Below are 13,535 nucleotides of genomic sequence, written 5' to 3'. Positions count from 1 at the left end.
TCGAGGATGAGATGGCGGCATTGGCTGAAAAATTGCGCGGGAATGACTGTGAAAGTGCTGAGCCGCTTCTTTCTCGAACGCCCCTTCTGGGTGGTGGCGCTCATCGCTCTTGCCGTAGCGCTGCTGCCTGTTTGCGTCTGGCTCGATCTTCGCAACATTTCGGATCAGAATCTGCGCCGCCAGGCAACGACCCTCAACCACGTCATCACAGCATTTCGATCCTACTACGCCACCAATGTGGTCAATCGTGTCATTGCCGCAAACGGCGTGGCGCATCCGCTCAGCACCTATCATGACACGCCGGGCGGCATTCCGATTCCGGCGACGCTGTCCATCGAGCTCGGCCGGTCGATCGGGGACGAGGAGGGCGATGTCGACTATCGCTTCGTTTCGGAATTCCCGTTCACCAATCGCAAGCCGTACAAGCTCACCGCGTTCGAAACCGCGGCCCTGCACCAGTTCGAAGCCGATCATGGAACGTCGAAAGTCTCGACTGAGATCATCGGTGGCCTGCTCGACCGCAAGATCACCGTGGCGACACCGATCGTCATGGCGAGTGCCTGCGTCGCCTGCCACAACACGCATCCGCAGAGCCCCAAGAAAGATTGGAAGGTTGGCGATGTCAGAGGCATCCAGGCGATAACGGTGCAGCAGCCGCTGGCGTTCAGTGTCCTGTCGTTCCGCTGGCTGTTGAGCTATATGGCGGTTGCCGGCGGTTTTGGCCTCATGTTTGCCATCGGTCAGTTCGGGCTGGCGCGCGAATTCCAGGGGCTGAATGCCGAATTGCAACTGAAGAACGACTTCCTGTCGAAGATTTCCGCCAGCCTTTCCAAATATCTGTCGCCGCAGATCTACCGGACGATATTCCACGGCGAAAAGGACGTTGCGATCTCTACGGAGCGCAAGAAGCTGACGGTGTTCTTTTCCGACATAAAGGATTTCACCGCCACAACCGAGCGGCTGCAGCCGGAAGAACTGACGACGCTGCTCAACGAATATTTCACCGAGATGTCGAGCATTGCCGAGGCGCATGGCGCGACCATCGACAAGTTCATCGGCGACGCCATCGTCGCCTTTTTCGGCGACCCCATCAGCCATGGCGTGGTCGAGGACGCACGCGCCTGTGTCACCATGGCGATCGCCATGCAGCATCGCCTTGCCGATCTGGAGCGCAAGTGGCGGCGGCGTGGTTTCGAACAGCCTTTCCGTGCCCGCATGGGGATCAATACAGGCTATTGCAATGTCGGCAATTTCGGCTCGGAATCGCGCATGGACTATACGATCATTGGCGCGGAGGCCAATCTCGCTGCGCGACTGGAGGGCATCGCCAAGCCGGGCGGCATTGTCATGAGCTATGAAACCTGGGCGCATGTACAGGATCTGGTGGTTGCCGTGCCGCTTGCGCCGACCCGCTTCAAGGGCATTTCACGCGAAGTCATCCCCTACGAGGTGATTTTGCCTGATTTGGCCGACGATGCCGCATTTGTGCTCAAGGAAAATGTCCCCGGTCTGCAGATTGTCGCCAATCTGGGAGCCATGGACGGCTCCGCTCGGCAGGAGGCACGTGCCGCGCTTCGCCGGGTTCTGGACGCGGTGGAGGCAAATGACGCCGTCGGGAAAACGACCCCCGAAGCTTGATGGCGGCGTCAATCGAGCGCGTTAGAGCGTCACGACGTCTCGGCCCCCACCGCCGCCCTTTGCCTGGGCACGCCCAGCCCTGTGTCCGGCGGCTCGCCGGCGGCGGGGCGCTCTTGCTCGATCATGTGCATGCTGCGCCAGCGGCCGAAGCGGTAATAACCGATCGCCAGCACGAGCGAGCAGATCGAGCCCACCGGAAAACTCCACCACAGGGCCTCCGGGCCAAGCGCGCCCTTGAAGCCGTAGGCGAAGCTGGTGCGCACCACCAGCAGCGAGATCGTCAGGATGATCAGCGGCGGCGTCACCGCGCCGGTGGCCCGGACGGTGGCGAAGATCACGATCGTCACGCCGAACAGGACGAAGGACCACGAAGCCAGCGTATTGATATGCGTCGCGGCGTCGATTGCCGCCGTATTGCCGCTGAGGAACAGGCCAAGCACCGGCCGGTCGAAGACGAAGAGCAGCGCCACCAGCGTGCCGGTCATGGCCAGGTTGAATGCGATGCCCGCGCCGGCGATCTTGCCGATCCGATCCCAGCGTTTGGCGCCGACATTCTGCGCTGCCATCGAGGAGACCGCGGCGCCGATCGCCAGCGCCGGCATCTGGATATAGGTCCAGAGCTGGGCGGCAATGCCGTAAGCGGCGGCCGTCTGCGATCCATAGGCGTTGACCAGTCCCATCAGCACCAGCGCCGATACGGAGATGACGATCATCTGCAAGCCCATCGGGATGCCCTTGAAGATGACCAATCGGAGCAGCTTCGGATCGGGGATCAACAGCCTGAGATCGGTGCCGGCAAGCCTGAGCGGATGCTTGCGGACATAAAGCAGGATCAGGATCGCAACCACGCTGACCGTCTGGCCGATCAATGTCGAGGTGGCGGAACCGGCGATGCCGAGCTTAGGGAAGGGGCCGATGCCGTCGATCAGCAGCGGATTGAGCGCTATATCGAGCACCACTGCCAGCGCCATGAAGAAGAACGGCGTGCGGGAATCGCCCGCGCCGCGCAGGATGGTCATGACGAAGCTCAGGAGGTTCATCGCCGGCACGGCAACGAAGATGATGCGGAGATATTGCCGCGCCAGCGGCATGGCGTCGGCGGGCGTGCCGAGCAGTGACAGGATGGTGTCGACGAACAACCAGCCGCCGATGGCGAAGATCGCCGAGACCAGGAAGAAGAACACCGCGCTGGTGCCGACGATGCGTTTGGCCTCCGGCAGGTTGCGGGCGCCGACCGACTGCGCCACGAGAATGGTCGCTGCCATGCCGATGCCGAACATGGTGCCGAGCATCAGAAAGAGCACGAGATTGGCATTCGAGGTGGCGGCCAGCGCCGATTGCCCGAGGAAGCGGCCGACCCAGACAGCATTGACCGAGCCGTTCAGCGATTGCAGGACATTGGCGCCAAGCACCGGCAAGGCGAAGAGCAGAAGCGTGCTTGGAATGGGACCGCTGGTCAGCCGGTTGCCGCTGCCTTTTTGTGGCTTCGCCTGGTCCATGGCCAAATCTTTCACTTCGGAGGGTTCAACTTCGGCTTACATGATGTCCGTCGATTATGGAAAGAGCGAGGAAAGGATTTCTGTTCCTTGGACCGGGCAAATTGCGCGCGCGATGCTGCAACGCACTGGTTTCGTTCATGTTCTAGTCAGCTTGAGGCCAATAGTTATATTTCCGGACCATCGGCGGCTTTGCCCGATTGACACGGAATTTTACCGGGTTGATAGTCGCGTGGCCACGATGCAACAGGAAGGGAATTCCTATGATCACTCGCGCTGCAATCCTTACGACACTCGCACTTTTCGGGTCAGCCGCCGTGCTTGGCCTATCGGCCGGTTCGGCATCCGCGCTGACCATGAAAGAGTGCAGTGCCAAATATAAGCTCGCTCAGCAGAACAACACGCTGAACGGTGTCAAGTGGAACGACTTCCGCAAGTCGCAGTGCGGCGCTGACGCCGAAGCCGAGCCGGAAGTGACCGAAAAGGCCAATGAGAATGCCGAGCCGGCGAAGCCGACCGTAACGGCGCCGTCGGGCGTGAACTTCCCGACCAAGGTCGATGCGAAATACGCCAAGGAATCTGCCGGCAAGGCGCGCATGCACACTTGCGTTGACGCGTATCATGCCAACAAGACCGCCAACACGCTGGGTGGCCTGAAGTGGATTCAGAAGGGCGGCGGTTTCTACTCGCTCTGCAACGCGAAACTGAAGGCGTCATGACATGGGCCTGTTCGATAGTCTCACGGGAATTTTGGAGAATGCCATTGCATCGCATCCGGGCGGCGTAAGCGGGCTGTTGTCCGAGGCGTTCACCGAGATTGGCGGCATGGACGGTATCGTCAACCAGCTCAATCAGGCCGGCCTCGGCTCCAAGGTCAATTCCTGGCTGGGCAAGGGCGACAACGTGCCGCTGACGGCCGACGAGATCAACTCCGTTCTGAGCAGTGGGCAATTGCAGCAGATCGCGGCCAAGCTCGGCGTCTCGGTCGATCAGGTGCCGCACTTGCTCGCCCAGCATCTGCCATCGGCGGTCGACCAGGCCAGCCCGGACGGTGTGCTCGCGTCGCGGTGAAGCGTGCCGGGGCGGCAGAAGTGCCGCCCCTTCAGCACATGTTGTCGCGGTGGATTGCCGTGCCTTCAATCTTCGCACTATCGGGTCGCGGCTGCGAAGTCCGATCCGTTGGCCATTGCGTCGGCAAGCCGGTCGATGGCGGCTGGTCCGCTATGTGTGTTCATCCAGCGCAGCACCCGGCACGCCGCCTTCGGATAGAGATCGTCGCGCTCGGCATGCGCGACCCAGTCTGCGCGCGACGCCGGCAGGTCGGCCGCCGGTGCGGCGGTGCATCGATCGGCCGCGCCCTCCGGCTTGAGATAACGCGGGTCGCCGGACACGACCACTGCCAGGCCCTCGTCGAACCACTGCGGCACGGCTCGCTCGAATGTCTTCCATCGGCCGGTTCGACGATGCAGCTCGATATGCGAAAGTTCGTGAGCCGCGATCACCGGGTTGTCGCCCGCCTGGCGCAAGCACGAGTGCGATGTCGAACATCGCCATGCCGCGCGATCCGCCGCCCATCTTGCGGTAGCAATCGTCGCTGGCGCAGACAAGGATACGCGAATCCCCCGCCGCTCGCCGTAGAATGAGGACACTTTGTCGCGGGCCTCTGTGATGAATTGTTCCGTCTGCCTTCGTTCGACCTGCTGCATGGTGCGGTCGATGTAGATATTGTCGCCAAGCGAAGTGAAACCGTAGCAGGAAGGGCAGGCCACGGCCGCGGCAGCAGGATAGGCCAAGACCACCGTGATGAGTGCTGCGAGCAGCAGGCCGGCAAGGCCGAAATGACGCGCATGACATTCCTCCGAAGCGTCTGGACTGTCTGACCGCGGTCCGATCGAGGCAGTCGGAACTTGCTCTTTGGTCAAGTTGTGGCGAGGAAGTTTGTGTTGTTGCTGTCTTGGCTCATCGTCGGCGCTATATCGCTTAGCCGCCCGTATACAAGAGAGGACCAAGGGAAGGTTGTCGATGTCTTTACCCACGATCGTCGAAGAGACCAAAGCCTATGAGACCTGGCTGCGCCAGCAGTGCCCGGTTGTCAAACAGGGTCTGGATGAGAAGCATGAGAAGATGGCGAGGAACAGTTTCCGGTTCTTCCGCGCCACGTGCTACCGGTTCGCCAGGCAACTTCCCCTTCTTCTGTCTGCACTTGCTGACGCGCCTCAGGTTCCGAGTGTCGGCGACGCGCATATTGAAAACTGGGGTACATGGCGGGATGCGGAAGGTCGCCTTGTCTGGGGCGTCAATGATTTCGACGAAGCCGCTATCCTGCCCTATACCTACGATCTGGTACGGCTCGCCACCAGCGCGCGTCTGGCCAAGACCCTGCCGATCGGCGATGACGAGGCTATAGATGCGATCCTGACCGGCTATCACAGTGGCCTCGACCAGCCCCAGCCATTTGTGGTGGGCGCGGCGGATTGGTTTCAAGGGCTGCTCTACGATATGCACGAAGAAGCAAGTTCTTTCGACGACGAACTCGCGGAAGCGCAAAAGACGAAGAATGTCCCCGAGGATGTCGTGGCACTGCTGACAGCCCTGCTTCCCGGCGAGACCGAGGACATCGATATCCGCACCTGGCAGAAGGGAGGAGGCTCGCTTGGCCGGCCGCGTTATCTCGCTATCGGCCTGTGGTGCGGCGGCAAAGTCCTGCGGGAGGCCAAGGCGCTCGTGCCGTCCGCCTGGGACCCGGCAGGCAGCAATGACGGCGCCCTGTTCATGGAGCTGGCGAGAGGCCGCTACCGGGCGCCGGATCCTTTCCTCGAGGTCCGGCCGGGATATATCGTGCGGCGTATCGCTTTCGATTCCCACAAGATCGATCTGACGGACAGCCGAGCCGCGAAATACAATGGCAAACTTCTCGAGAAGATGGGCGCCGACCTGGCTGCGATCCATCTCTCCGGTAATCGCGGACGGCAGCCTATCGTCGAAGATCTTGCAGCAAAGCATCCGAACTGGCTGCACGATGCGGCCCAGACGGCCGAGCATGCCGTCAAGGAGGATTACAAAGTCTGGAAGGCGTATTACGATGCCGCGCCGGCATCAAAAGGCTAGGTGAGGCTTCCTTCTGCACCTTGGCTATATCCCATCAGGCGATGCGCCTGGGTTTTCAGCTGCCTTCTATTTACTGCACCCTGTCAATGCTGCGAGAGTCTGGCTTGCAATCCCTTTTGCAACAACTGGGATAACGCGACCGGATAAGTGAGGAGGAAGACTGCAGTGAAAAGCTGGATTTTCATGGACAAAGGCGACGCCGGCGGCTGGGTCGAGCATTCTGAAAACGATTTGCCGCCAGAACCTGTACTGATCGACGTCCTGCATTCGGCGATCAATTACAAGGATGCGCTATCGATTACCCGTTCGGCGCCGATTTCGCGCAAATTTCCAATGGTGCCCGGCATTGATCTGGTTGGCGCGGTGCGTGAGGATGCGTCCGGCACTTTCAAGGTCGGCAACCGCGTTATCGCCACCGGCTTCGGCCTCGGCGAGACGCAATGGGGCGCCTATTCGACGCGGGCGCGGCTGAAACCCGAATGGCTGGTGAAACTGCCGGATGATCTTTCGAGCCGCGATGCTGCAGCGGTCGGCACGGCCGGCGTGACCGCGGCGCTGGCGCTGGACGCGCTCGAAGCCTATGGATTGCCGCTCGGCTCGGGCGAGATCGTCGTCTCCGGCGCCACCGGCGGCGTCGGCAGTTTTGCGCTGCGCTTGCTGGATGCCGCGGGTTATCACGCGGTCGCGATGACCGCCCGCCCGGAGGAAGAAGACTATCTGCGGGCGCAGGGCGCGAGGGATATCGTCGCGCGCGCCGAGTTCGAGCAGGACCCAAAACCGCTCGCCAAGGAGCGCTGGACGGCCGGCATCGACGTTGCCGGCGGCAAGATCCTGGCAAACATTCTTTCGACGACGAAATATGGCGGCTCGGTCGCCGCCTGCGGTCTCGCCGCGACCATGGACCTGCCGACATCGGTGGCGCCGTTCATCCTGCGCGGCGTCAACCTGCTCGGCGTGGATTCCGTCATGGCGTCGCAGGCAAAACGCGCCGCCGCCTGGAAACGCCTGGGCGCTGCCGTCGCCAAGCGTCCGCTTGATGATATGATCTTCGAACATAAGTTCGATGAGGTAGCCGATCTCGCCAAGGGCCTGCTCGCGTCGAAGAGCAAGGGGCGGATCGTATTGAGCTGGTAGATGGTGATTGGACTGGCGACTGTACCGGTTGCGCAAGTCCTCTCCCCGTTATTACGGCGGCGCAATCGCATATGACGCCAAGACCCCRCCCCAAACCCAGCCGCACCCACTGCGCCCCAATTGAGCCGAGCGGGTGCCGCGAGTCTTCTCCCCCCGCTGTGGGGGAGATGGCCGGCAGGCCAGAGAGGGTCTTTTCCAAATACGGCAGGGCCGCCATCCCAATCTGTCCTAAACATCGGATATAGAACAGGATGCCAACCTTCCCGAAAGATGGCATGATCGTCCTCAATGGTGCATGGAGGAGTGCAATTCATGCTCAGTCCCGGTACGGAACTGGTCGATCGGCTGCTGGCGATATCGCGGGCGTTTTCCGGCTATACCGATGTCGGCGCCGCCTTCCGGGCGACGGCGACCGAGATCGGCCGGCTGCTGCCGCACGACCATATGGACATCGCCGTGCTGCTCAAGGACGGCCGCAGTCATGTCTGCTATGAGACCGGCTGCTTCACCAGCTGGAGCGAATCCGTGCTGCATCCGTTGCAGATCGAAATGAGCCCGATCCGGGCGGTGCTGCGCGGCGAGGTCGACCATCTCCTCAGCGGCGATGCGCTGAAGGACCCCCGCTTCCACTTCGCCGGCGCTGCCGATGGCCCAATCTTTGCCGCTGAGCTCAGGAGCCGCGTCGTGGTGCCACTAAAGGCGCGTGGCAATATCGTCGGCGCGCTGAATGTCAGCCGGCATGCGCCCGATTGCTATTGTGACATCGATGTCGAGACGGCGCGGCACTGCGCCGAGTTCATCGCGCCCTATATTTTCGCGCTCAGCCAGGCCGAGGAGGCGCGCCGGGCGCTGATCGCCGAGAGCGAGGCACGCAATCGCGAGGAACTGCTGCGCATAGGTGCGTCTCGACTTACAGAAGGTATGGAGCGCGAACGGCGGCGGATTGCCATGGATCTGCACGACCAGACGCTCGCCGATCTCGCGCGCGTCGTACGGCAGGTCTCGGCGATGCACCGCAACGGCATTGCCGGCGTCTCGCAACTCGCGGAACTGGAAGGCGAAGTCGTCAATTGCCTGACCGAGCTGCGCCATATCGTCGACGACATGCGGCCGAGCGTGCTGGAACTCTTCGGCTTGCGCGACGCGATCGAGGCGCATCTCAACCGCAGCGTCAGCCGCGCGGTGCCGTCGATCGCGGTGAGGATGCATGATGAATCCGGCGGGGCGGCGGAAGCCTTGCCGGAACGTATCCTGACGGCGCTTTATCGCATTGCGCAGGAGGCGATCAACAATGCCGTGCGGCATGCCGGTCCTCAGCGTATCGAGGTGAAGATCGAGGCAACGCCTGCTCTGCTGCGGATCGTCGTCACCGACGACGGGCGCGGCTGCGACACCGTCGATCCGAATGCCGGCGGCGGCATCGGCCATATGCACACGCGGGCGGCGCTGATCGGTGCGCGGCTGAGGATCCGGCGTGCGAGCCGCAAGGGTGGCACGCGTGTCGCGATCGAAATGCCCCGGCCGGCTGACGCAGCGCCACCCGAAATTCCTATGACAATGACAGAGAGACACTGATGCTGGTGATGATCGCCGAGGATGACGGGCTGCATCGCGCTTTTGCGCGCAGCACCGTCGAGGATTTGTGGGCCGGGGATGTCGACGTGATCGAGGCAACAGCGGGCGACGTCGCCATCGATCTGGCCCGCCGCCACCAGCCGCCTTGCGTCGTGCTCGACCTGCAATTGCCCAAGGCCACCGGCATCGAAGTGGCGCGCTCGATCTGGAGCCATAGCCGGGACACGCATATCCTGTTCTGGTCGAACTTCGCTGACGAGTCTTATGTCCGTGGTGTCGCCCGCATCGTGCCGCCGGGCACGGTCTATGGCTATGTGCTGAAATCGGCGTCGGAAGAAGGCATGCGCTCGGCATTGCGCGGCGTCTTCGTCGATGGGCATTGCATCATCGATCGCGAGGTGCGCGGTATTCAGCATCGCGTCCAGGACCGGCTGGAAGGCATTACCGACAGCGAATATGAAAGCCTGATCGATGTGGCGCTCGGCCTGACCGACAAGGCGATCGCCATGCGGCGCGGGCTGTCGACACGCGGCGCCCAGGCGCGCATCCGCCATCTCTACGAAAAACTCGGCCTTGCCGATCTCGATGAAGGCGCGGGCGAAAGTTCGATGTTCAATTCGCGCACAAGGGCGATCTATCTCGCATTGGCGCGCGGGCTGATCAACATCGATGCGCTCCGGCGCGAGCAGGAAAATCTCGATGCCTGGCTGGAACGGCCCACTCCGCCCAAGGATATTCGTAAGCAATAGCCAACTTATTAAGAGTGTGTAAACGCACAGTCCAAGCTGTGGTTTGTGCGCTGGCGCCTCTCATCCGCCCGTGTCCTACTGTGCCAAAAGCAGGAAGCGGGGAGGACGCCCAATGCCATTCGTCAATATCCAGATTCTCAAGGGTCATTCCGAGGAGCGCAAGAAAGAGATTGCGCATCGGGTGACGGAAGTGATCGCCGACGTTGCCGAACTGCCGATGGATGCTATCTGGGTCGTGTTCGAAGATGTCGAGAGCGGCGATTGGTATGTCGGCGGCAACAAGGCCGTGAAACCGTCGCGTTAGCCCCATGACACTGATGACCCGCAATCCCGGCTTTGCCGATGTGGTCGGCGATGGTGCTCTTGAGGTGATCAAGAGCGGCATGGGTTTCACCGAAGGCCCCGTCTGGCACCCGTATGAGAAATGGCTGGTGTTCAGCGACATGCCGGAGAACCGGATGTATATCCGGCGGCCGGACGGCGCGATCGAGGATTTCCGCCGGCCGAGCAACAAGGCGAACGGCAACACGCTCGACCGGCAGGGCCGGTTGCTTACCTGCGAACATGCGCTGAGCCGCGTCACCCGGCTCGAAGCCGACGGCTCGACGACAGTGGTCGCTACGCATTACGGCGACAAGGAACTCAACAGCCCCAATGACATCGTCGTGGCGACCGGCGGGGCGATCTACTTCACCGACCCGATCTTCGGGCGGGTTGAATATTATGGCGTGCCGCGCGAGCTGGAGCTGTCGTTTCGGGGCGTCTACCGGGTCAATCCTGATGGATCCGACTTGACGCTCCTGGCAGACGACTTCGGCCAGCCGAACGGGCTCTGCTTCTCGCTCGATGAATCGCGCCTGTTCGTCAACGACACCGAACGGCAGCATATCCGCGTCTTCAACATCACGCCGAAAGGTCAACTGACCGGTGGCGCAGTCTGGGCCGAGACGACTGGTGAAGGCGAGGGCGCGCCGGATGGCATGAAGATCGACAGCGTCGGCAATGTCTATTGCTGCGGGCCGGGCGGCATTCATGTCTTCGATCCATCGGGCAATGTGCTCGGCGTCATCGGCATGCCGGAGCCTTGCGCCAACTTCACCTTCGGCGACGAAGATCTGAAGAGCCTCTACATCACCGCTTCGAGCACGCTTTATCGGCTGAGGGTACGGGTGCCGGGCTTGAGACTGTTTTAGGGGCTTCGGCCCTGGGCGCGGCGACGCGCAAGACGAATGACCGCCGGCCATTGGTTGACGGCATGGGGTGCCTCGGGCACCATGAGGCCGGAATGCCGGGAGAGGACCGGCGGCCGGTAGAAGCCAACGTTCAACGGGAGGAATGACATGCGTAAACTCTTGGTACTCGGCGCACTGACCGCGATGCTCGCATCGGGCACGGCACTGGCCGACACAAGCGGCAAGAAGATTGCCTTTTCCAACAATTATGCCGGCAATTCCTGGCGGCAGGCGATGCTGAAAAGCTATGACGCGGTCACCAAGAAGGCGGTCGCCGACAAGGTGGTCGCTGCCGCCGACGTCTTCACCACGGCCGACCAGGAAGTGCCGACCCAGGCCGCGCAGGTCCAGAACCTGATCCTGCAGGGCTATGACGCGATTGTCATCAACGCCGGCTCGCCGGATGCGCTGAATGGCGCGATCAAGCAGGCTTGCGATGCCGGTATCGTCGTCGTTTCCTTCGATGGCATCGTCAACGAACCCTGCGCCTACCGCGTCGTCGTCGACTTCAAGGACATGGGCAAGCAGGAAGTGGAGCAGATGAAGGCGCTGCATCCGGAAGGCGGCAACCTCCTGGAAATCCGCGGTCTGGCCGGCACCTCGATCGATGATGCCATCCATAATGGTCTGCTCGAAGGCGTGAAAGCGCATCCGGAATTCAAGATCGTCAATTCGGTGACCGGCAACTGGGACCAGACGACGGCGCAGAAGGCCGTCGCCACCGTGTTGCCGTCGCTGCCGGATGTCGTCGGCATCGTCGACCAGGGCGGTGACGGCTATGGTGCGGCGCAGGCCTTTGCCGCTGCCGGCAAGCCGCGCCCGACCATCATCATGGGCAACCGCCAGGACGAGCTGCAATGGTGGAAGGAACAGAAGGCCAAGGACGGCTACAAGACCTGGTCGGGCTCGATTGCGCCCGGCGTCTCGACGCTGGCTTTCTGGGTGGCGCAGCAGGTGCTCGATGGCCGCAAGGACATTCCGCATGACCTGCTGGTGCCGTATCTCGCCTTCACCCAGGATAACTTCGAAGCCGCCCTGCCGAACATCCCTGTCGGTGGCGTCGCCTCGGCGGAATATACCCAGGCTGATGCGATCAAGGCGATTGCCGACAATATCAAGAAGTGATCGTGGCATCTTTGGCGGACACATCCAAGGCCATCGTCAAGCTGAGCGACGCCGAAAAGCATTTCGGCGCCGTTCGCGCGCTTGATGGGGTGGATTTCCTCGTCCAGGCCGGCGAATGCGTCGGCCTGGTCGGACATAACGGCGCCGGCAAGTCGACGCTGATGCATATGCTGGCCGGGACAGGCGTGCTCGATCGCGGCCAGATGGTGGTGATGGACAGCGCCGAGACGGGCTATTCCGTCAGCCGCGCGAAGAAGGTCGGCATTCGCTGCGTGTTCCAGGAACTGTCGCTCTGCCCCAATCTGTCGGTGGCGGAGAACACGCGCATCAATCACCCGGCAATCCGGGGCTTTGGCTGGCGCCGCGAGGCGGCGAAGCTGATCAAGGCCAAGCTCGACGAGATTTTTCCGGACAACGGCATCGATCCCAACGATATCGTGGCCGACCTGTCGATCGGCCGGCGGCAGATGGTCGAGGTGGCGCGGGCTTTCACCGTCACCGACGATCCGCTCAACATGGTCATCCTCGACGAGCCGACTTCGTCGCTCGATGCGCATACGGCGGGCCAGTTGCTGGCCTTCGTCCGGCGCTTCGTCGATGGCGGTGGCAGCTGCATTCTGATTTCGCATGTTCTCGGCGAAATCCTCGACAATGCCGACCGCATCGTCGTCATGCGCGACGGCAAGGTGGTAGCAGTCGATGGGGCGAGAGCCTTCAACCGCCAACTGCTGGTCGCGACCATGGGCGGCGCGAGCCATCGTGAGAAGGCGGCGCGTGAACAGGGAGCGGATTGGTCGGTCGGTGAGGTACGGGTGCGTGCAAAGCCCAAACGCCAGAGCGATGGCGCCGAACTCGTTGCGCATGCCGGCGAGATCATTGGGCTCGCCGGCCTCGCCGGGCATGGCCAGACCGACCTGTTGCTCGATATTTTTCGTGGTGCTGCGCGGCGCAAGACAGGGATCGAGGTCGCTGGGCCGGTGGCGCTTGTGGCTGGCGACCGCCAGTCGGATGGCATCTTTCCACAATGGTCGATCAAGGAAAATATCGGCATCCGCTCCGTGGCGCGACTACGCTCCGGCCTGTTGATCTCGGAAACCCGCGAGGCCGAACTGGCCGACAGCTGGAAGCAGAAGATCGGCATTCGCACGCCCGACATGAACAACAACATCCTGTCGCTTTCCGGCGGCAACCAGCAGAAGGCGCTGTTTGCCCGGGCGCTCGGTTCCGATGCCGAGATCATTCTGATGGACGATCCGATGCGCGGCGTCGACATCGGCACCAAGCTCGATGTCTACGACCTCGTCCGCCAGGAAGCCAGGAACGGCCGTACCTTCATCTGGTACACGACCGAAACCGAGGAACTCGACAATTGCCATCATGTCTATGTCTTCAAGAACGGCCGCATCGTCGCCAATTTGCAGCGCGACGAACTGACCGAAGAGAAGATCATCCAGTCCTCGTTTGCGGAAGCGGTCTGA

At 62.0% G+C, this 13,535-nt stretch carries 13 protein-coding genes; 11 read left to right on the top strand and 2 right to left on the bottom strand.

Features of this window, described 5'->3' with window-relative positions:
* Positions 1-42: 42 nt before the first annotated feature.
* Positions 43-1,638, top strand: a complete 1,596-nt coding sequence (locus tag AC1DYF_RS15925) for an adenylate/guanylate cyclase domain-containing protein (protein ID WP_477877711.1) — start codon at positions 43-45, stop codon at positions 1,636-1,638.
* Between the two features lie 29 nt (positions 1,639-1,667).
* Here AC1DYF_RS15925 and AC1DYF_RS15920 read toward each other — a convergent pair whose 3' ends face one another.
* Positions 1,668-3,137: an MATE family efflux transporter gene (locus tag AC1DYF_RS15920; protein WP_477877710.1), complete on the bottom strand. Its 1,470-nt coding sequence runs from the start codon at positions 3,135-3,137 to the stop codon at positions 1,668-1,670.
* 260 nt (positions 3,138-3,397) lie between these two features.
* Here AC1DYF_RS15920 and AC1DYF_RS15915 point away from each other — a divergent pair, with 260 nt between their 5' ends.
* Both AC1DYF_RS15915 and AC1DYF_RS15910 read left to right on the top strand, forming a co-directional pair.
* Positions 3,398-3,853: a hypothetical protein gene (locus tag AC1DYF_RS15915; protein WP_477877709.1), complete on the top strand. Its 456-nt coding sequence runs from the start codon at positions 3,398-3,400 to the stop codon at positions 3,851-3,853.
* A 1-nt stretch (position 3,854) separates the two neighbouring features.
* Complete coding sequence (locus tag AC1DYF_RS15910; protein WP_477877708.1) at positions 3,855-4,205, top strand: YidB family protein; 351 nt, start codon at positions 3,855-3,857, stop codon at positions 4,203-4,205.
* Between the two features lie 77 nt (positions 4,206-4,282).
* Here the strand turns inward: AC1DYF_RS15910 and AC1DYF_RS15905 are convergent, their stop codons facing one another.
* Positions 4,283-5,056, bottom strand: coding sequence for a hypothetical protein (locus tag AC1DYF_RS15905; RefSeq protein WP_477877707.1), 774 nt, complete (start codon positions 5,054-5,056; stop codon positions 4,283-4,285).
* A gap of 100 nt (positions 5,057-5,156) precedes the next feature.
* Between AC1DYF_RS15905 and AC1DYF_RS15900 the strand changes: the two genes are divergently transcribed.
* The 8 genes from AC1DYF_RS15900 (at position 5,157) to AC1DYF_RS15865 (ending at position 13,535) form a co-directional block, all read left to right on the top strand.
* A complete protein-coding gene (locus AC1DYF_RS15900) occupies positions 5,157-6,242 on the top strand; it encodes a DUF2252 family protein (RefSeq protein ID WP_477877706.1) in 1,086 nt (361 codons plus the stop codon).
* Between the two features lie 165 nt (positions 6,243-6,407).
* Positions 6,408-7,376 carry an acrylyl-CoA reductase family protein gene (locus AC1DYF_RS15895; RefSeq protein ID WP_477877705.1) on the top strand — a complete coding sequence of 323 codons (969 nt, stop codon included), beginning with the start codon at positions 6,408-6,410 and terminating at the stop codon, positions 7,374-7,376.
* 312 nt (positions 7,377-7,688) lie between these two features.
* Positions 7,689-8,951 (top strand): GAF domain-containing sensor histidine kinase, encoded by a 1,263-nt coding sequence (locus AC1DYF_RS15890; protein WP_477877704.1) that lies wholly within the window; start codon positions 7,689-7,691, stop codon positions 8,949-8,951.
* The gene (locus tag AC1DYF_RS15885) at positions 8,951-9,700 is read left to right on the top strand and encodes a response regulator transcription factor (RefSeq protein ID WP_477877703.1); all 750 of its coding nucleotides are present in this window, start codon (positions 8,951-8,953) and stop codon (positions 9,698-9,700) included. The genes AC1DYF_RS15890 and AC1DYF_RS15885 overlap by 1 nt, the downstream gene beginning before the upstream one ends.
* A gap of 112 nt (positions 9,701-9,812) precedes the next feature.
* Positions 9,813-10,004, top strand: a complete 192-nt coding sequence (locus AC1DYF_RS15880) for a tautomerase family protein (protein ID WP_477877702.1) — start codon at positions 9,813-9,815, stop codon at positions 10,002-10,004.
* Positions 10,005-10,008: 4 nt separating this feature from the next.
* Complete coding sequence (locus AC1DYF_RS15875; protein WP_477877701.1) at positions 10,009-10,893, top strand: SMP-30/gluconolactonase/LRE family protein; 885 nt, start codon at positions 10,009-10,011, stop codon at positions 10,891-10,893.
* A gap of 147 nt (positions 10,894-11,040) precedes the next feature.
* Positions 11,041-12,057, top strand: a complete 1,017-nt coding sequence (locus tag AC1DYF_RS15870) for a substrate-binding domain-containing protein (RefSeq protein WP_477877700.1) — start codon at positions 11,041-11,043, stop codon at positions 12,055-12,057.
* An 11-nt stretch (positions 12,058-12,068) separates the two neighbouring features.
* Entirely contained in the window at positions 12,069-13,535 is a 1,467-nt protein-coding gene (locus AC1DYF_RS15865; RefSeq protein ID WP_477877747.1) for a sugar ABC transporter ATP-binding protein, read from the top strand.

The organism is Rhizobium sp. P2_G9 (assembly GCF_056403475.1).
The sequence above is the reverse complement of the archived record's forward strand: the minus strand, read 5'-3'. Positions and strand labels throughout refer to the sequence as shown.